This window comes from Cohnella sp. (assembly GCF_041640265.1).
GTDB lineage: Bacteria > Bacillota > Bacilli > Paenibacillales > Paenibacillaceae > Cohnella.
Genome location: NZ_JBEQAP010000062.1, coordinates 12,591 through 30,935, shown reverse-complemented (window position 1 = coordinate 30,935; position 18,345 = coordinate 12,591). Strand labels below are relative to the sequence as shown.

Below are 18,345 nucleotides of genomic sequence, written 5' to 3'. Positions count from 1 at the left end.
ACAGTTTGGCGCTTAAATTCTTCATCAAAATGCTGACGATGATCTCCCATGACACACCTCGACCTTTTTAGTTATTTTATTGTATCAGGTCGCTGTTACAACGTGTCTACTTTTTAGATTAACTCCAGTTGGTTGTTGCAGCAGTAGATTCTACGGCTAATGTAACTCGAGTGCGATTGTTGGTTGCTGCAGCAGTAGATTCTACGGCTATAGTCACATGAGGGTGGAACCGCTAACGCATTCGTTCCTGACGAATGCGTTAGTTGTTTCCCGCGCGCCTAGCCAAGCTAGGCACAACTAGTTGATGAAAGATCAATCGAGGTAAGAGCCAAGTCGCCTCGTAGCTGACAGGCAACTGGTGGAGAGATCCTAAGGTTGAAGCCCTGTGACAAAGTAACTCTGCAAGGAGTGCGAGCAAAACAGCAGGCCGTAACATCAAGTGAATCCTGCCGCATCGTCAAAAACAACCTGAAAAGGACAAGAGAGAGTCGAGCCCCGGGAAAATGGGCGAAGACCATGGAACGCGTGAAGCCCTTGGAAGTGCAGCGCGGAAGAACTCTCCGGTGTAAGGGGATCGGCATGTTGGGAAAGTTGTGTTTGGAACTAGGGAGACCCTAACCCGCACGAGATTTTTTTTTTCGTAAGGAGCGGACCTATAAGCCCGAAAGGTGAAATGGCGAGCTGCGGGAAGGGAAGCCTGCGGGGACTGTAGTACCAATGAAGCAAGGACAACAAAACCTTGTGGAGGGAAGAGTCCCTGCTTTGTTCAAGCAAGTCAAGGAGGTACGAGTGAGTGAATGCAGTCAAACCTGCTAACTACGCCAAAGTAAAAGCTCAAGAACTTCAAGACAAGCTATATCTTGCCGCCAAGGAAAACCCGAAGCGAAGGTTTCATGCACTCTACGACAAGATTTATCGGGAAGATATTCTTTGGGAAGCATGGAGACGAGTTAAAGGTAACAAGGGCAGTGGAGGAATCGATGGGATAACCATTGACCACATCGTAAAGGAATATGGGGAAGAACGGTTCGTCGAAGAAATCCGAGAACAGTTGATCACAGGTACTTATCATCCGCTACCTGCACGGCGTAAAGAAATACCCAAACCGGACGGAAAACTTCGCCCATTAGGTATTCCCGCTATCTGCGATCGCGTCGCGCAAATGGTAACAAAGCTGGTAATTGAGCCAATCTTCGAAGCGGATTTCAAGGAATGTTCATACGGGTTTCGTTCAAAACGAGATGCCAAAGGAGCAATCCGTCACATTCGGCGCGCGATAAGGAAAGGCGTTCACTGGGTAGTCGATATCGACATCACCGGGTACTTCGACAACATTCCGCATGAGAAACTGATGAAGCTTGTGGAGCAAAAAATAAGCGACAGAAGAATACTTAAGCTTATACGGAAAGGGCTGAAGGCAGGTTTCGTAAAAGATGATCAGTTCTACGAAACCGTCCTTGGAAGCCCGCAAGGGGGCGTCATTAGTCCGTTACTTGCAAACATCTACCTAAACTACCTCGACACGATCTGGGAGAACAAATTCACTGAACTTGGTACACTCGTACGCTATGCGGACGATCTTGTCATCCTTTGCAAAACCAAGGAGCAAGCGCTGAAGTCAATCGACGTATTGAAAGCTGTATTCGGCAAACTCGAATTACAGATGAACACGTCCAAATCCAAGCTAATCAACCTATGGGATGATAAGGCGGGGTTTGACTTTCTGGGCATGCATCACCGAAAAATCCCAAAGCAGGTCAAGGGAATAGAACGCCACATCCTGCGAAGCTACCCCTCGAAGAAAGCCATGAAGAAGATGAAAGAGAAGGTAAAGGAAGTCACAGAGCCGCGTAACCGATTGTTCTGGACAATGAACAGAATGGTCGAGGAACTCAATCCCAAGATTCAGGGATGGAGAAATTACTACGCAATGGACTCTTTCGCCGATCTATTTCTGAATAAAATCGATTGGTACATTCGGAAAAGACTCATGCTGTTTTGGAACAAGAAACGTAATCGTCGTAGCAAGCACAGCAACTCCAGATTAGCGGGCATTGTCGCTCAGAGCTCTGGATTAAAGAAACTCGTCGGCTAGGAGAGTACCGTAACGCGGAAGAAAGAAGAACATCGGAAAGCCGGATGAGGGAAAACCTCACGTCCGGTTTGATGCAGGGGGAGCTGAAAAAGTAAAAAGAGGGCTTGCGCCCTCCAATGAAATTTCAGTTCTCTACTCTACTGTAATTCTACTTAATTTCTTTCCACGTAAGCTTGCTAGAACCAGCGGCTTATTCTGCAATTATTGGAAAGTTTTCTTTGTCGCCCAATTCCTCAATTCGAAAATTATAGGGAAATAATAGCTTTTTAGTATCTTTCTCCTGAGTACTAAATGCATCGAGATGGGATTGCTGGAGCAGGCAGCATCTGATCAAGAACCGGTTGAGCGATAATGACGGACGCCAATATTCCACACAAGCAGACACGGGATGATGAAGAGGAAGCCTGCTAAAGGGGTCAGTATATAGAGGACTTCATATCCCTCGGTCCTGTCTAGAATATAGAGTAAGGGCAAGTAGTTCACGCATCCGAACGGAATGACGAATGTGAAGAAGCGGGTTACCCATTTTTGATAGATATTCAAAGGGTACTGTGCCATCTCTCTGCCGCCATCGGTAAAGATATTAGCGACCTCGAGTCCCTGAATCGTCCAGAAGCACATCGTGGCTGCAAGGATGAAGATACCTGTGAAAATAAATATACCGCTAGAGATCATGAAGAGTAAGGTAATGATCTTGAGCAAGGACCAATCGACTTCCAGGCTGCTGATCGCCCAAGCAAGCACGAGCAAACTCTGAAGAAGGCGTCCGAAGCGTGTAAACTCGAATTTGGAGCCAAGCACTTGCAGGACCGTACTGCGCGGACGAACCAATAGGCGATCGAAATCGCCATTCACGATTAGGGTAGAGAACATGTCAAATCCGCGCGCCAAGCACTCGCTGATGGCAAACGCCATATGAATGATGCCGAAGCAGAGAGCAACCTCGTAGAAGTCCCAGCCCCTGATTTGTCCGAATCTCTCGAATAGGAAGTACAGTCCGGCAAATACGGAGAAGGGAATGAAAAACTGGCCAAACGTCAACAGCCAGAAGGAGGTTCGGTACTGCATTTGTGATTTGAATAAGATGAGCAGATATTGAAAGAAAAGCTTCATGCGCCTTAACCTCCTTGAACAATAACTCTTCGAAGCGCTTTTCCCATGGTGAACTTTCCAATAACGATAAGAGCGGCTAGCCACATGAGTTGGAGCGGGATGAGTTTAAGTGCCTCCAGCTTAGATATATGTCCCGAATAAACCCGGAATGGAAAATCCGCGCACAAGCGAAATGGGAGCACGTTAACGATATCCTGCAGCCAAGAGGGCATGAGTGGAACAGGGATAATCATTCCCGCGAGGAATTCCCCCAGAACTCCGAACATAAGTAATGACCCGGCAGCGGACATCGTAACGAAGGTTGAGATGTAGATCAGCATTGAGATGGATACCAAAATAAATAGACCTAGAAAAAGCGTTACCGTGAATAAGAGCAAGGTGGACAGATCGCTTGGCAAAGGCAGGCGATACGGTTCCGGTAAGAAGAATGCGACGAGCAGAATCGGAAGGCTTCTGAGCAGAGCGCTGGCTAAACGTTGAGCAAGCAGCTTGGCGAACCAGAGCCCATAGATTCCGCTCGGTCGGCAAAGCTCATAGGCGATGTTCCCGGTGGTAATTAATTGGAAAAGTTCATTGTCCCTAAACCAGAGGGCGATAAAGGCGAGAAAAGCTTGCTGAAGCCAAACATATGTAATGAGCTGAGAGAGTGAAATTGGCGGCTCGTTAAGCGTTTGGCTGTAGAAGGCTTGGAATACCATGATAATAATGAAACCCCAGAAAAATTGAGTAGCAATGCCCGCGAGTGCAGCACCGCGGTATTGTAACCCAGTCGACATTCGCAGCCTAAAGACAGATACATAGGCCTTCATGATATTTGGTACTCTTTATAAAGCTGAACGATAATATCTTCGATCGGTTGGGTGCTAATCTGCGGGGTGGCGTGAAGTTGAGGCTCAGAGTCGTGCTTAGTCGGTACAGTTGGTGCAGTCGCGAATCGATTGCGGAGCGTATCCAGGCTTCCATCGTACAACAGGCTTCCTTTGCCAATGAGAATAATTCGCCCGGCCAGTGCCTCGATATCATTCATGTCATGCGTGGTCAGAATGACAGTAACGCCTTTTTCCTTATTGATCGTTGTGATGAATTGTCTAACCGCGATTTTGGATATCGCGTCGAGTCCGATTGTCGGCTCGTCCAGGAACAATAGGCTGGGGCTGTGAAGCAGTGAGGCGGCGATCTCGCACCGCATGCGTTGACCTAGGCTTAACTGACGAACGGGAGTATGAATGAGGGAACCTAGGTCGAGTGTTTCCACCAGTAGATTGAAGGTGCTCCTATACTCCGTGGAGGGTACATTGTAAATATCCCTTAGCAGGTCGAAGGAATCAATAACCGGTACATCCCACCATAATTGAGAGCGTTGACCGAATACGACGCCGATATGCTTAACATACTGAACGCGGTCGAGCCAGGGTGTGAAGCCCTTAATCGTACAGTCTCCCTTATCTGGCACTAGAATACCGCTCATCACCTTAATCGTCGTTGATTTGCCGGCGCCATTGGGTCCGATATATCCAACTATTTCCCCCGGCTCTATCGTGAAGGAGATATCATGAAGCGCCTTCACTTCTGTATACTGTGGACGAAATAAAGCCTTAACTGAGTTCCTTATCCCCGAAGACCTCTGTGCTACCTTGAAAGATTTACTAATGCCAGTTACCTTAATCACTAGGTGGTCCTCCTGAATGGATTTAAAAGCGAAAGGAAGGAGATGGTACCACTTGAGGCCAGATAGTGTCAATCTTTTTTTATGCTTTTTTTAGGTGCTTGGCAATGTCGAACGAGGCTATCCGTTCTCTAATGTTCCTATATTTAGTTGTATTCGCCGCGTAGCTGCTATCCTCACTATCCCTTTTGCTCAGAAAACCCTAACAATAACGCACGGAGAGTACGTTAAACCACCCCAACTAACCACGCCTTGCCAATAGCGTACGGAAAGTGCGCTATCTATTCCCACCCAAAGTGATTCTCGGAATTTTTTGTTTTCGGATGAAGCCAAAAGCAGGGAGCGAGGATATGTCTCGGAAGAGTGGAACGTCCGCATTATGAGCCCCTTTGCCACATTTTCTGAGTTTACCAATCAGGCAAAGGGGCGAGTACTGCGGCTGGAGAGACATATCCTTGCGTACTGCTGTCCTCAGCTCATCCACTGCAACAAAATTTCCAAAACCACTATCTATTTTTATCCCCCATAATGCGAATAACAACTTATTACACATCCCATCCCTCTTTATAATGTGAATATAGCCGTAATTTCTCTTTATGGAATCACTTCAGCTCCTCCTCCTGCTATAATTAGGACATCTTTACCTTGAGAGGCGGACGCCGTCAGATGAGTCTCAGCAAACGTATATTCGTCGCTTTTTTTGCCTTTATCATCGTTCCTTTGTTCGTATTGGGCAGCGTTTCTTATTTGGTGTTCCAGCAAGTGACTCAGGAGAAATATGCCGAGCAGACAGAAGTGACGCTGAAAGCGATCGGTCGCAATATTAACAACATGATCAAGGAAGCGAATTATTTCTCCGATTTCTGGGTTACAACCGAGGATAGCGTTGAGTCTGTAGAGCAGTCACTCGACTCAGACACCGGGGAGGCTGCGGCTACGGGTATTCCCGATTACGACGAGCTGTTAGAGAAGGAACGACTGCGCCAGCGAGTGCTGCTTACTTATCCCGGTATTAAGTCCGTTACTCTTTATCGCAACGACGATCGGCAAGTCAATGTTAACTTCACCAAAGATCCCCCTATAGCCCGAGCAGACCTAGAGAGCAATCCTATCTATGCTGAGGTCCTTCGAAAAAACGGGGCTCCCGTGTGGATCGGTCCCAACGAGGATCGGCGATTAACGGGTGAAAACAACTTTTTTACGCAAATCCGTGTGTTATTAGATATCGATACGCTAGCGAGTAAAGGCATTCTAGTAACCCGCTTTCAGATGAACGAGCTGAGTCGGATTTTTAGCTTTTACAGCAGTCAAGGAAAGCTTGATCGGCGGTTTCTCATTGTCGGCGGTGATGGACAGATTATCTTCGACAACGAAACGAGTGCGGAAGGGAAATCGATTTCGAACTACTTGGACACGGTAAAAGGTATAGATCTTGAAAGCGGCAGCTCACAGAGCAAAACAATGCAATTCGACGGGAATAAGAGCCTTGTCTCTGTTCAGGATTTACAGCTTCAGCGCTTAGGTGTGGGAGATTGGAAATTAGTGATGGTCACCTCCTGGGAATATTTGTCCGGGGATTTGGCAGTGGTACTGCGTTGGATGGCCGTCATCACTTCAATCTCGCTCGCTCTGGCGCTTATCTTTAACCTCATGTTCGTCCGCCGAACGATTACGTTCATCATACGCGTAGTAAGGGCAATGCGGAAAGTCGAAAGAGGAGATCTCTCAACTCGAGTCACGGTTATAGGCAAAGATGAGACAACGAGCTTGGCGATAGGCTTTAATAGCTTGGTTAACCGAGTATCGGAGCTGCTTGAGGATGTAAAGCAGGAGCAACGGCGTAAACGCAAGGCCGAGATGATGCTGCTTCAGGCACAGATCAAGCCCCATTTTCTGTTTAATGCCTTAGAATCGATCAACATACTCGCCGTACAGAACGAAGGCCGCAAAGTAAGCAAAATGGTGCAAAGGCTAGCAAATATACTGCGGATAAGCATCCAGCAAAAAGAAGAAATAACGATCGGGCAGGAGCTGGAGCACCTGAACAGCTACTTAGAAATACAGAAATACCGCTTCGAGGAATTATTCGAATACACCATTGATGTGCCTAAAGAGTTACTGTCGAATCTGATCTTGAAGCTAACGCTTCAGCCTCTCGTGGAGAATAGTATCCAGCATGGATTTGAAGGTATTGATTACATGGGACGAATTCACGTGAAAGTTCAGGAAGAAGAAACCGGCATTGCAATATATATCGAAGACAACGGAATCGGCATTACGGATGGGCAGCTGGCTTTATTTGCGACTAGTGGAATGACCTCATTGGAAGAGATTTACGAGGATTCACCGGAAACCGGAGAACGTCGCGGACTTGGAGTCGGCAATGTCGCTGACCGCCTGCGTATCCATTATGGGAATGGGTACGGGCTCATCCTTTGCAGTGCATCTGGACACGGAACCGTCATCAAATGCCTCATACCCAAGTTGGCAGGGAGTGGATCTTAATGAAGTTAAAAGCGCTCTTGGTGGACGATGAGATTAATATTCTGAGAAACCTGCAAGCGGTCGTACCTTGGGATAATCTAGAGATCGAACTTATCGGAACGGCTCGTAACGGCCAACAAGCATTAGAGCTTGCGCGCGAGCTGCGTCCCCAGTTAATTCTATGTGATATCCGGATGCCGGTTATGGATGGGATCGAGTTTCTCGGTGCCCTAAGGGAATTTGATACGGAAGCGGAAGTCATTATGATGACTGGCTACCAAGACTTCAATTATGTGCGTTCGGTCATTCGTTATGAAGTGAAGGATTATATTCTTAAGCCAATCGATTATGAGGAGCTTGCGAATACGATCAAGAGGTTAGCGGAAGGAATTCGAGAAAGAAGCGCGGAGCAGTATTTCATGCAGCAGGAATGGAAGCAGGTTTATTCTCTAGCGTACGAGAAGGTGCTGTATGACCGGCTAGTAGATTTAGGTGTCTCCTCGACAAGCCCTCTCCTTAATCTTCGCGAGGAGGAGAGCGATAACCTTGCTTTCGCGATGATGCTAGTAGATGTAGCTGACTACTCGAAGAAGGAACGAACTTGGGATGAGAAAGAGCGCAAGCTCTGGAATTTTGCAGTCCATAATATTTTGCAGGAAAATCTCATTTCCTATGGCGTACCGCATTCCGTGCTGCAGGTTAGAGGCGGGGAGTGGTGTGTGCTTATCGAGCGTATTCCGCCGGATCTGTTCGATCGGGAGCAAAGCTTGCTCTGGGCGGTGAATCTTAGACATGCCGTCCAGAGCTACCTCAAGCTGAGTATCCGTGTAGCTCTTCATCCATCGGAGGTCATATTGGAGCAGTTGGCTAGGACCTATAAAAGTCTGCAGCGTTCTCTTCATTTATCGCCTGCTAAAGATACGGGTATTATCGTTTCCGAGAGGATCAGGGGAATCGCCGATACTTCCGAGCAACTATGGGACCGGATCGAAGAAATGGTTACGGGGCTCAAGAGATGTGACCGGCGCAGCACTGAAATTGCCCTTAAAGCCCTGAATGATAGCTTCCGGGAGCTGCCTGAAAACTCCTTCGAGCGTGTTGCTCCTATCGTACATTATTTATGCATTCATCTTCTGCGCGAGATGAGAGCAATGGAAGTGATGACTCGCGAAGAAGAGATTGCCATCTGGCGACAAATTGACCAGCATCATGGGATTCGCGAAACATTGCTGGTCATCAATCGACTCGTGGACCAATCTATTGAGAGTGTAATGAAGAAAAAAACAAGCGATGTGCTGATGTTATCTGCAAGGGACTATATCGAGCGGAATTTATCAATGGAGCTCAGCATTGATATGCTTGCTGATTACTTAGGAATCAGCGGGAGTTATTTCAGCCTTCTCTTCAAGCAGCATATCGGAGAGACCTTCGTGGAATATGTGACCAAGCAGCGTATGGAAATGGCGAAATCTTTACTCGCGCTTAGCGATAAAAGCGTGACCCAAGTCGGACAGATGGTTGGATATGTGGAACGGCGTTACTTTACGAGAGTGTTCAGTAAATATACGGGCATGCTCCCGTCGGAATTCCGCGAACGTCACCAGAACCAAGCAGGGGAGGAACGGCCGGCATGGGGCGCTTCAAAATGAGTGGGGATGATTTTACCTTCCGAAATGGAAGGTAAAATCGTCTTTTTTTCTTCGATCATGTATAATAACGGGCAGAGAGGGATACGGAGGGACGACTAACTATGACCTATTCGCGCTCGCGGACACAGAGCAAGCAGAAATCGCAAAAACGCTATAAAAAGAAACTCTTATTCATGATTAATGGGATTTTACTAACTGCCATTGTAATTGCAGGAGCACTTATTTGGACAGCAAATAACAATCAAGAAGCTGGGGAGAACAAACCCGGTATGTCGGAAGCGCATAGCACTCCTTCTCCTTCAGGTAATTCCTCAGCTGCGCCTTCACCAGAATCAACGGATGACAGCCTAGCGACCCCAACTTCCGAAGAAAAGGCGTCAACTCCTCCTGGGCATGAAGGAGATAAGATATCCCTTGCGCTGGTTGGCGATATACTGCCTGCAGCAAGGGTTCTGGAGCTAATGAACCAGAACGGCTATGATTATCCCTATCGCAAAGCCAAAGAGATTCTGTCCGCAGCGGATATTACAGCCGGCAATCTTGAATCCTCGATTACGACACGAGGAACTGCAGCGGAGAACAAACAGTATTTGTTTCGTGCACCGCCAGAAACGCTTCCTGCCATAAAGGAAGCTGGTTTCGATTATTTGTCGCTAGCGAACAATCATAGCATGGATTATGGATGGGAAGGCTTAAGCGATACGATGGACTCTTTGGATGACATAGAACTCCAGCATTCCGGATCTGGCAACGATGATGTTGAAGCATTCACTCCCGCATACATAGAAAGAAAAGGAATAACAGTCGCTTTTGTAAGCGTCACGCGCGTTGTCCCGGAGCCGTCATGGAAGGCGGATCGGAATCATGCGGGTGTTGCAGAAGCTTATTCGCCTAACCGAGCAGTCGGGGCTATTAAAGAGGCGAAGAAAAATGCTGATTTGGTAGTTGTTATGGTTCATTGGGGTGAGGAGAGAAGTGAGAAGCCTATCGCCCACCAGACCGACCTAGGTCATCGATTCGTCGATGCGGGAGCGGATTTGGTAGTTGGGAGCCACCCGCATGTCCTTCAGGGGATTGAAGCTTATAAGGGGAAATGGATTGCCTACAGCTTAGGCAACTTTGTTTTCTCAACAACGACGTCGTCCAAAACATCTGAAACAGGTGTTCTGAATGCAGAGTGCGATAAGGCCGGCGCTTGCTCGCTTACGTTCCACCCGATGTTCGCAACGAATTCTCAGCCAGCACCCATGGATCCTGTTAAAGGTAAAGAATTGCTTAAACGTCTGTCGACTTTGTCCATCGGCGCTGCTGTGGAGGAGGATGGCTCGATTGTGGCGGATCATTAAGGGATTGCGTAACGTAGCTTTTCGATTTCCAACAAAAGGGATGAGTAATTTGGATAAGAGCACTTATGCATCTATACATCCATGTGTTGCACACCGCGGCTTCTCTGGCTCAGCTCCGGAGAACACGCTTGCCGCCTTCAAACTAGCCTTGAGCCAACCTTTCGTTCAATGGATGGAGCTGGACGTGCATCTTTCTAGTGACGATATACCTGTTGTGATTCACGATGGAACCCTTAAACGGACGACCAATGGACAAGGAGAAGTCCGGGAGAAAACCGCTGAAGAGCTAGGGAGTCTAGATGCGGGCAGCTGGTTTCATCCCTCGTTTGCCGCGGAGGGTGTTCCGACGCTGGCTAAGGTGCTCGCATTAACGGCTGGAAAATGCCGAATGAATGTGGAGTTGAAAGGGAGTAATGCCGATTGGGGGCTTCTAGCCCGGCAAGCTGTTGATGTGATTCGATCTCTGCAATTAGAACAGGATACCGTCATCACCTCGTTTCATCCGGATATCCTAATCGCTGTTCGTAATTATTTTCCTGCCATGAATATCGGCCTAATCGCTGAAGATCGCCCACCGAATCTTGTATCCATACTTAAGGAATTGGGGGCGTATTATCTCTCGATCGACTTTCGTTATCTGAATGCGCAGTTATTGAAGGAGACAGCGGAAGCAGGCATCTCTGTAATGGCATGGACAGTTAACTCAAAAGGTGATCTACGTCGACTGGCCAAGCGCCCGGAGCCCTTTCAGCTATGCACCAACTATCCGGACCGCTGGCATGCGGTGATGAAAGAGGAGAGTTAACTTCATGAGCGAGAATACATTTCAATTCGTTTCGGATATCCGAAATATTTATTGCGTGGGACGGAACTATAGGCTGCATGCTGCGGAACTCGGCAATGAAGTGCCGACATCCCCAATGCTGTTTACTAAGCCTACACACGCCGCGGTAACGATGGCTGACGGAGTACTTGTCCTCCCCGGATCACAAGGGTTGGTCCATTACGAGGCGGAGGTTGTTTTCGCTGTAGGGCGCAGGTATGAAGCGGGGATAAGCTGTGACGACTTGTTTACATCTTATACCGTTGGCTTGGATCTTACGCTGCGAGATGTACAGGAACGCTTGAAGGCGAAGGGACAGCCTTGGTTAGCCGCCAAAGGCTTCCGAAATTCAGCCCTGCTTGGGCGATGGATGAGCTATCCTGGAATAGTGACGTTATCTGAGCAAGATTTTGGGTTAAGCATTAATAATAAAGAAGTCCAACGAGGCAACTTAAAGGATATGGTTTTTAGTCTGCAGCAGCTGGCTCATTTCGTTGGACAAACCTATGGCTTGGCTGCCGGAGATCTTCTCTTCACAGGAACTCCTGCAGGGGTCGGCGCTCTGAGCGACGGGGATAAGCTCGACGTGTGGTGGAACGAGGAGAGCGTGGGCCGAGCTGCGGTCAAGCTTGAGGGTTGAACTAATTACTGCACCACTAAAAAGGCGGTTTCCTTTTTTATGGGCTTTTTAGTCCAACTCGAGGGTGAAAGTGGGGCAGTATCTCCTGGAGGAGCGTCAGCGTTTGATTTTTGAGATAAGCGAAATCTCCGAATAGGAGTCAATCCAAATTTCGCTTATCTCACTTGCAACAAACCCTATTCCACATCCGTTAACCGCGCGCGAATCTCCAATAGCTTAGGCAATTTCTCGAAGAAGACGTCGACGATAGCTGGGTCGAAGTGGCGCCCGCGCTCCTCTCGGAACAATCCTTCAATTCTATCGAGAGGCCATGCTGCCTTATAAACTCTCTCAGCGCTCAGAGCATCGAATACATCGGCTACAGCAGTGATCCTGCCGAAAATATGAATATCTTCACCTTTTCTGCCTGCAGGGTAGCCAGTTCCATCCCACTTCTCATGATGCTGCTCCGCTACGATAGCGGAGGTACGAAGCAGCTCCCTCTTTGATCCGCGAAGCAGCTGATACCCGATATTAGTATGGGATTTGATAGTGTCGTATTCTTCCTCGGTCAATTTACCCGGCTTGTTCAATACCGCATCCGGAATGGCAACTTTTCCGATATCGTGCATAGGAGAGGCAGTCCGAAGCAGCTCGGCCTCATTTACACTAAGACCGAGGCCAAGTGCAAGTACATACGAGTATTCAGCAACCCGCCTAACATGATTTCCTGTTTCCTTAGATCGAATTTCCCCGACTTCACCCATCGTGGAGATTATCTCACGCTGCGTATCGATGATTTCCTGATGTAGCATAACGGACTCGAGCGATTTACCCGCATATGATGCGGCCAAGGACAGGAGCTCCAAGTCCCGTTCGGTGAAGTAGTCGATTTCCGTCAGCTTGTTTACTGCTTGATAGGCACCGATAATTTCCCCGTCGTTGTTACGGAACGGAACGGTTATAATCGATTTCGTATGGTAACCGGTTTTGCGGTCATTCTCTGCGTTGTGTCTAGGATCATTGTAAGCATCCTCGATAATGATCGGCTCTCCCGCCTCGATCGCGTTGCCTACGAGTCCGGTTCCGTAAGGAATGCGGATTTCGTCTACGCCATGGGCGACGGTCGTGTATAATTGATGATTGGGTTCATCAATGAGCCACACAGCGCAACGATCGGAGAGAATCATCTCTCGCCCCATATTCGCCATATGGACAAGCACGGAATTAAGTTTCTGCTCACTGGCGATTTTGGCCGTATATTCGAATATGATCCGGAGTAAATCTTCCGGTGACAGCTCTTTTTTATACATATATTCTCACTCCTTAAACATTCCCTCTCCTTTATTCGCGAGATAATTGTCGAATCCTTCAAAGAAGCAGCAAAAAAACATCCTTCCGAGGAAAGATGTTTTTCAAATCTTTATATTAGGCTGTATTCTGCCCAGATGTTGCTTAACGGGTTGTTCTTTCGTTTAAAAGTCGGAAAATCCGACTATGACGAGGCAATCCAGCTTGCCGGCGTCCCCAAAGTCGGAAAATCCGACTATGACGAGGCAATCCAGCTTGCCGGCATCCCCAAAGTCGGAAAATCCGACTATGACGAGGCAATCCAGCTTGCCGGCGTCCCCAAAGTCGGAAAATCCGACTATGACGAGGCAATCCAGCTTGCCGGCGTCCCCAAAGTCGGAAAATCCGACTATGACGGTGCAATCCAGCTTGCCAGCGTCCCCAAAGTCGGATTTTATGTCGCCTCCGAAAAGTTTGAGTATCGGACAACTTATAAGCCACAATCATCTGGAACTCAGCCTTATAATATGAATTAATTGACGTGCTTGCTTAGTCCTTCCACGTAATAAGTGATAGCTTTGGACAGGCTTTCCTGGAGATCCTCCGGCATCTGAAAGCCGCCAATCGATTCTAAGGAAGCGAACCCATGAACCATACTGCGCAAGCCTCGAACCGCATGAACGGCCTCATCGGCGGGCAGGCCGAACGGCTGCATTAATCGAATGAACAAGGCGAGAATCTGCTCGGCAGCCTGATCGAATTCGGGCGGTTTCGGAGCAGCCACACGATTGATAGCTTCATAGAGCCCGGGATGGATCCGTACGAATTCGACATAGCTATTGCCGACTTCGATAAGAGATTGTTTACCCGATTGTCCGATGGCTGCATCATTTAACAGCTCCCGGAGCAGACGAACCGCGTAAACGGCTAGCTTCTGTCGTAGATCGGTCAGTCCTTCAACATGGTTATAGAGGGAAGGGGTCTTAATTCCAAGCTGTCCGGCCACATTACCCAGTGTGACCTGATCCCAACCCTTGCTGTCAGCAATATCTGCGGCAGCAGCAATAACGATTTCGGGTTTTATGCCGGCTCTCATCCGCTTTTCCTCCTATTCAAGTGTTCTCTAGCTTCGCTTATTGCTAAGCTGATTGAACTAGAAGGAAGCAGCAGTGCAGGACCATGACCAACTACAAGAACTGCAGGATTAAGCTCAAGAAGTCTTTGAGCGCTCGTTATGGCTGTCGGGGTATGCCAGGTTGCGAAGGCAGGAAAGGGGAATTTCCATTTCATATGGCCGGACACAGCCAAGCCGCCTTGGGTTTGGAAGGCATCTCCGGCAATTAAAGTATTGCTTGTCGTCTCCAGGTAAGCAAGATGACCGGGAGTATGTCCAGGAGACGCTATGGCGACTAGAGAGCCGATTCGATCTTGGTCCTCAATGAGGAAGTCAGGCGAGAATAATGCCTTCTTGGGTATTCCGCCTTTCAAGGGTGTTTGAGCCTCATGCGGCAGAAGGGTATGATCTCCTTTCAAGATAGCGGCATCACGGCGTGAAATTCCGATCTTAACCTGGGGAAATTTCTCTTTAAGAAAGGGAATGGCGCCAATATGATCATCATGAGCGTGTGTAAGCAGAATACGAGTCAAAGGCTTTTCGGTTGCTTGTATCGCGGCGAATATCCCTTTGGCTACGAAATGCATGCAAGTATCTATCAGCGTTACACCGCTGTCGTCTTCAATGAGATAACAATTCAATGGGAAGAGCTTAGGCATAAAGATCAGCTGTGTTACAGGGCCCCAAGACGTTTTATTCATTCAATGACCTCCTGTGAATTGTTTATACTAACTACATTATTATAATAACTAACATAGTTAGTTTTAGCAAGTTTTTTTACTTCATGGCCCCTTATTTCCATCCATTAGCTGATCTTATCCCTTCTTTAGCTGTTTGACTCCCTTACGAGCAACCTATTTGCTCTTACAATAAAGAAGTAACACACAAACATATTTTCTGGGAGGTCTACCGCGTGAAAAGAAATTTTATGGTTATTCTTACGCTGATTCTCGCTCTGTCGACAGTACTTGCAGCATGTGGCAAAAACAACAACGCGCCTTCTTCGGCAGCATCTAGCTCAGCAGCATCTTCTTCAGCATCCGAATCCGCATCGCCATCCCCAAGCGAAGAAGTCGAGCCATTCACTTTATCCCTTCGCCACATTCAAATCGGCGAGCCGCAGAAATTCCGCAAAGCAATTCTTGATGATGTTGTCAAAGCAACTGAAGCTGAAGTCCCAGGACTCAAATTCGAGCTTGATGGGATCGAGGATGCGGTCAACCGCTTCACGAAGCTTCCAGCCGAGATGGCTGCCGGCAACCCGCCTAAAGTCTTCGACTTATTCGGAGGAAATGCAGACGCTTTGAAATACGCAAAAGCAGGACGTCTGCTTGATCTGACTCCAATCCTTGATGAGCTTGGCTTGAAAGACAAATTCCTTAACGTATTCGGTCAATTCACATTAGATGGCAAAATATATGGTCTGCCAATCGGCGGAAACATGGAAGGTGTTTTCTACAACACCGAGCTGTTCCAGCAAAATGGTCTAAATGCACCTACAACCTGGGATGACCTGGTTAAAGCCGCTGACACGCTGAAAGACAAAGGCATTACGCCGTTCGCTATCGGTTCCCAAGCGGGTTGGGTTCCTAATATGCTTCTCAATACGTTGATCGGACGTCAAGTAAGCGCTGGTTTCCCGAACGGCTTGACGGACGGTTCATTCAAATGGAATCAACCGGAAGCTGTTGCAGGCTTCACGGTATACAAAGAGTGGGTAGACAAAGGTTACTTCACTAAAGGTGAGCTTGGTAAAACTTACGACGATATGCTCAATGATTTCGCAGCTGGTAAAGCAGCAATGATCTTCGACGGCAGCTGGCGTTCTTCCGCTTTCAAAGCGGGTGCGGTTGCTGCAGGTCTTGAAGGTAAAGTCGGTTTCATCGCATTGCCGGCAATTCCTAATGCCAAAGGCGACCAAACCTCTATCAACGCTAACTATGGTAACGGCTACGGTTTCTCTTCCGACCTGAACGACAGCGAGTTGAAAGCAGTAAAAGCGTTCATCAAAAACCTGTACAATGACGAAATGCAGCTCCGCGGTTTGCTCGAGGATGGCGTTCTTCCTTCGATGAAGCTGTCTGACGAAGCGCTTGCCAAAGTAACAGATCCGCTTGTTAAACAAGTTATGGACACGATGAAAAACGCAAGCTCTTCCTTCGTCCACTTCGATTCCGTTGTACAAAAGGCAGTTAACTCCGAGTCCGAGGTTCAATTGCAAAAGCTGATTGGCGGCAAAGCAACCGCACAAGAAGCAGGAGATGCTCTTCAAAAAGTACAAGAAGCAGAAAACGCGAAGTGATTTAGTCAGCATGTTTGATGAGGAGACCCATCCGCCTGGGGTGGATGGGCCTTCTTATCCACTAGTGGGGGAGGAAACATGAAAAATACACTAAAGAATCCCGCTGCATACCTCATGTTCATTATTCCAACGATCGTTATGTACGGGCTGTTTTTCCTATATCCAATGTTTTCGTCCGTATTCTACGCCTTTACGAATTGGAACGGTTTGGATGAAACCCGATTCATCGGTTTGGATAATTTCAAAACGGCTTTCGTTGATGAGAGCTTCCGCAGCGCTATCTACAACAATATGTACTTCATTCTTTTTTCAGTAGGTCTTCAAGTACCTTTTATTATTTTGTTCGCGTTATTGATCAGTAATGTTAAGAAACTTAAAGGCTTTTATAAAACAACGGTGTTTATGCCGTCCATACTTTCCACATCCGTCATCGGTATTTTGTGGGGCTTCATCTATGATCCGGACATTGGACCGATCGCAGCATTCCTTGGCTTCTTCGGAATCGACCCGATTTATTGGTTGGCCGAGTCCAGATGGGCGATGATCGCCATTTTGATCACGAATGCATGGCAGTGGGTCGGCTTTTATATTGTATTGATTTTGGCAGCTATCCTGGCTATTCCAAGAGAAATTGAAGAGGCTGCAAGCATCGACGGCGCGACTGCGACCCAGCGTGCTTGGTACTTAACTGTTCCGCTCATTAAACCGATCATTTCCGTTGTTGTCATGCTCTCGATAGCGGGTGCGATGAGAGTCGTGGACATCGTTCTCGTTATGACTAAGGGAGGACCTGCCGGCTCGACGGAGGTTATGGCATCCTATATGGTTAACAAAGCGATTAACTACGGTGACTACGGCTATGGAACCGCACTTTCGATCATTATCTTCGCCTTTGCGTTGGTTTTCACGGCCATCTATCAAATTACGTTAGGTAAGTCTGAAAGGATTGAATACTGATGCCAGTATCGCTCAAAAAATCAATTCCTCATTTTGTTCTGCTCGCGTATGTGGTCATCATCTTATTCCCTTTCGTCTTTGTCTTGTTCTCATCTCTTAAAGAAAACAATGTTGAGATTTCGCAAGCGCCGTTCGCTTTTCCAAAACAGCTTTACTTTCAGAACTATATAGATGCATGGGTGCAAGCTAAAATCGACGTTTACTTCTTCAACAGCGCATACCTCGGCATTTCTTCTGCAATTCTAGGCGTATTTCTAGCTGCGGCGACTTCGTTCGCACTGACACGGATGAAATTCAGAATAACGAGTAAGATCATCTATCAATGCGTTCTAATCGGAATGCTCATCCCAGGCAATGTTTTATTCATAGCTCAGTATATCCTGATGATGAAGCTTGGTATTCTGAATCAACACTGGGCATTGTTCTGGCCCTATACAGCCGGAGCCTTACCCTTTAGCGTACTGCTCATCTCCGCCTTTATGAAGGCGATCCCGAACGAGCTTGAAGAGGCCGCCATCATCGATGGATTGAGCGCTCCCGGGCTGTTCATACGCGTCATATTACCGCTTACCATTCCTGCTCTGGTTACAGTATTCATCATCAATTTCCTTGGAAACTGGAATGAATATTTACTTGCCAGCTTCTTCATCAGCAAAGATGCGCTGCGTACATTGCCTACCGGTATGGTCGGCTTCCGGGATGCTTACCAGACGAATTATGCCCTAATCTGTACGGGGATTGTGTTCAGCGTAACCCCAGTCTTGGTTCTGTATGCATTCTTGCAGGAGCAGATCATAGAAGGAATTACTGCAGGAAGCGTTAAGGGTTAAAAGCTCAATAGGTTGTAACAGGGCGTTGTTCTCCATTTTGGAGACAGCGCCCTGTTG

General features: G+C 47.6%; 16 protein-coding genes. 10 read left to right on the top strand and 6 right to left on the bottom strand.

The features are described from left to right. The first annotated feature begins 793 nt into the window (after positions 1 to 793). A complete protein-coding gene (gene ltrA / locus ACESLK_RS26800; RefSeq protein ID WP_373232861.1) occupies positions 794 to 2,095 on the top strand; it encodes a group II intron reverse transcriptase/maturase in 1,302 nt (433 codons plus the stop codon). A 330-nt stretch (positions 2,096 to 2,425) separates the two neighbouring features. Here ltrA and ACESLK_RS26795 read toward each other — a convergent pair whose 3' ends face one another. Genes ACESLK_RS26795 through ACESLK_RS26785 form a run of 3 tightly spaced genes read right to left on the bottom strand, consistent with a single transcriptional unit; the run spans position 2,426 to position 4,877 of the window. Next, entirely contained in the window at positions 2,426 to 3,208 is a 783-nt protein-coding gene (locus ACESLK_RS26795) for an ABC transporter permease (protein WP_373232860.1), read from the bottom strand. A gap of 5 nt (positions 3,209 to 3,213) precedes the next feature. After that, the gene (locus ACESLK_RS26790) at positions 3,214 to 3,984 is read right to left on the bottom strand and encodes an ABC transporter permease (RefSeq protein WP_373232859.1); all 771 of its coding nucleotides are present in this window, start codon (positions 3,982 to 3,984) and stop codon (positions 3,214 to 3,216) included. A gap of 29 nt (positions 3,985 to 4,013) precedes the next feature. Continuing rightward, positions 4,014 to 4,877 (bottom strand): ABC transporter ATP-binding protein, encoded by an 864-nt coding sequence (locus ACESLK_RS26785; RefSeq protein WP_373232858.1) that lies wholly within the window; start codon positions 4,875 to 4,877, stop codon positions 4,014 to 4,016. Between the two features lie 663 nt (positions 4,878 to 5,540). Here ACESLK_RS26785 and ACESLK_RS26780 point away from each other — a divergent pair. From ACESLK_RS26780 to ACESLK_RS26760, 5 genes are all read left to right on the top strand, one after another. After that, the gene (locus ACESLK_RS26780) at positions 5,541 to 7,379 is read left to right on the top strand and encodes a cache domain-containing sensor histidine kinase (RefSeq protein ID WP_373232857.1); all 1,839 of its coding nucleotides are present in this window, start codon (positions 5,541 to 5,543) and stop codon (positions 7,377 to 7,379) included. Then, on the top strand, positions 7,379 to 9,007 hold the full coding sequence (locus ACESLK_RS26775; protein ID WP_373232856.1) for a response regulator: 1,629 nt from the start codon (positions 7,379 to 7,381) through the stop codon (positions 9,005 to 9,007). Before ACESLK_RS26780 ends, ACESLK_RS26775 begins: the two co-directional genes overlap by 1 nt. Before the next feature lie 101 nt (positions 9,008 to 9,108). Next, positions 9,109 to 10,353 (top strand): CapA family protein, encoded by a 1,245-nt coding sequence (locus ACESLK_RS26770; protein ID WP_373232855.1) that lies wholly within the window; start codon positions 9,109 to 9,111, stop codon positions 10,351 to 10,353. Next, entirely contained in the window at positions 10,337 to 11,158 is an 822-nt protein-coding gene (locus ACESLK_RS26765; protein ID WP_373232854.1) for a glycerophosphodiester phosphodiesterase, read from the top strand. Before ACESLK_RS26770 ends, ACESLK_RS26765 begins: the two co-directional genes overlap by 17 nt. 4 nt (positions 11,159 to 11,162) lie before the next feature. After that, a complete protein-coding gene (locus ACESLK_RS26760) occupies positions 11,163 to 11,816 on the top strand; it encodes a fumarylacetoacetate hydrolase family protein (protein ID WP_373232853.1) in 654 nt (217 codons plus the stop codon). A 176-nt stretch (positions 11,817 to 11,992) separates the two neighbouring features. Here the strand turns inward: ACESLK_RS26760 and ACESLK_RS26755 are convergent, their stop codons facing one another. Continuing rightward, positions 11,993 to 13,108 carry an HD domain-containing phosphohydrolase gene (locus tag ACESLK_RS26755; RefSeq protein ID WP_373232852.1) on the bottom strand — a complete coding sequence of 372 codons (1,116 nt, stop codon included), beginning with the start codon at positions 13,106 to 13,108 and terminating at the stop codon, positions 11,993 to 11,995. A 135-nt stretch (positions 13,109 to 13,243) separates the two neighbouring features. Between ACESLK_RS26755 and ACESLK_RS26750 the strand changes: the two genes are divergently transcribed. Next, positions 13,244 to 13,621 carry a hypothetical protein gene (locus tag ACESLK_RS26750; protein WP_373232851.1) on the top strand — a complete coding sequence of 126 codons (378 nt, stop codon included), beginning with the start codon at positions 13,244 to 13,246 and terminating at the stop codon, positions 13,619 to 13,621. Here the strand turns inward: ACESLK_RS26750 and ACESLK_RS26745 are convergent. Further along, entirely contained in the window at positions 13,618 to 14,181 is a 564-nt protein-coding gene (locus ACESLK_RS26745; RefSeq protein ID WP_373232850.1) for a TetR-like C-terminal domain-containing protein, read from the bottom strand. The genes ACESLK_RS26750 and ACESLK_RS26745 overlap by 4 nt on opposite strands. Beyond that, positions 14,178 to 14,900 (bottom strand): MBL fold metallo-hydrolase, encoded by a 723-nt coding sequence (locus ACESLK_RS26740; RefSeq protein ID WP_373232849.1) that lies wholly within the window; start codon positions 14,898 to 14,900, stop codon positions 14,178 to 14,180. Before ACESLK_RS26740 ends, ACESLK_RS26745 begins: the two co-directional genes overlap by 4 nt. 212 nt (positions 14,901 to 15,112) lie before the next feature. Between ACESLK_RS26740 and ACESLK_RS26735 the strand changes: the two genes are divergently transcribed. The 3 genes from ACESLK_RS26735 to ACESLK_RS26725 all read left to right on the top strand — a co-directional run bounded on the left by ACESLK_RS26735 (position 15,113) and on the right by ACESLK_RS26725 (position 18,288). Then, the gene (locus ACESLK_RS26735) at positions 15,113 to 16,501 is read left to right on the top strand and encodes an extracellular solute-binding protein (protein WP_373232848.1); all 1,389 of its coding nucleotides are present in this window, start codon (positions 15,113 to 15,115) and stop codon (positions 16,499 to 16,501) included. A gap of 78 nt (positions 16,502 to 16,579) precedes the next feature. Next, on the top strand, positions 16,580 to 17,458 hold the full coding sequence (locus ACESLK_RS26730; protein WP_373232847.1) for a carbohydrate ABC transporter permease: 879 nt from the start codon (positions 16,580 to 16,582) through the stop codon (positions 17,456 to 17,458). After that, a complete protein-coding gene (locus ACESLK_RS26725) occupies positions 17,458 to 18,288 on the top strand; it encodes a carbohydrate ABC transporter permease (RefSeq protein WP_373232846.1) in 831 nt (276 codons plus the stop codon). The genes ACESLK_RS26730 and ACESLK_RS26725 overlap by 1 nt, the downstream gene beginning before the upstream one ends. Positions 18,289 to 18,345 lie beyond the last annotated feature (57 nt).

What these genes read in the sequence shown, in the direction of transcription:
- ACESLK_RS26795 (WP_373232860.1), bottom strand. Translation starts at nt 3,208, where the DNA reads ATGAAGCTTTTCTTTCAATATCTGCTCATCTTATTCAAATCACAAATG.
- ACESLK_RS26790 (WP_373232859.1), bottom strand. Translation starts at nt 3,984, where the DNA reads ATGTCGACTGGGTTACAATACCGCGGTGCTGCACTCGCGGGCATTGCT.
- ACESLK_RS26780 (WP_373232857.1), top strand. Translation starts at nt 5,541, where the DNA reads ATGAGTCTCAGCAAACGTATATTCGTCGCTTTTTTTGCCTTTATCATC.
- ACESLK_RS26775 (WP_373232856.1), top strand. Translation starts at nt 7,379, where the DNA reads ATGAAGTTAAAAGCGCTCTTGGTGGACGATGAGATTAATATTCTGAGA.
- ACESLK_RS26770 (WP_373232855.1), top strand. Translation starts at nt 9,109, where the DNA reads ATGACCTATTCGCGCTCGCGGACACAGAGCAAGCAGAAATCGCAAAAA.
- ACESLK_RS26760 (WP_373232853.1), top strand. Translation starts at nt 11,163, where the DNA reads ATGAGCGAGAATACATTTCAATTCGTTTCGGATATCCGAAATATTTAT.
- ACESLK_RS26755 (WP_373232852.1), bottom strand. Translation starts at nt 13,108, where the DNA reads ATGTATAAAAAAGAGCTGTCACCGGAAGATTTACTCCGGATCATATTC.
- ACESLK_RS26750 (WP_373232851.1), top strand. Translation starts at nt 13,244, where the DNA reads ATGTTGCTTAACGGGTTGTTCTTTCGTTTAAAAGTCGGAAAATCCGAC.
- ACESLK_RS26745 (WP_373232850.1), bottom strand. Translation starts at nt 14,181, where the DNA reads ATGAGAGCCGGCATAAAACCCGAAATCGTTATTGCTGCTGCCGCAGAT.
- ACESLK_RS26740 (WP_373232849.1), bottom strand. Translation starts at nt 14,900, where the DNA reads ATGAATAAAACGTCTTGGGGCCCTGTAACACAGCTGATCTTTATGCCT.
- ACESLK_RS26730 (WP_373232847.1), top strand. Translation starts at nt 16,580, where the DNA reads ATGAAAAATACACTAAAGAATCCCGCTGCATACCTCATGTTCATTATT.
- ACESLK_RS26725 (WP_373232846.1), top strand. Translation starts at nt 17,458, where the DNA reads ATGCCAGTATCGCTCAAAAAATCAATTCCTCATTTTGTTCTGCTCGCG.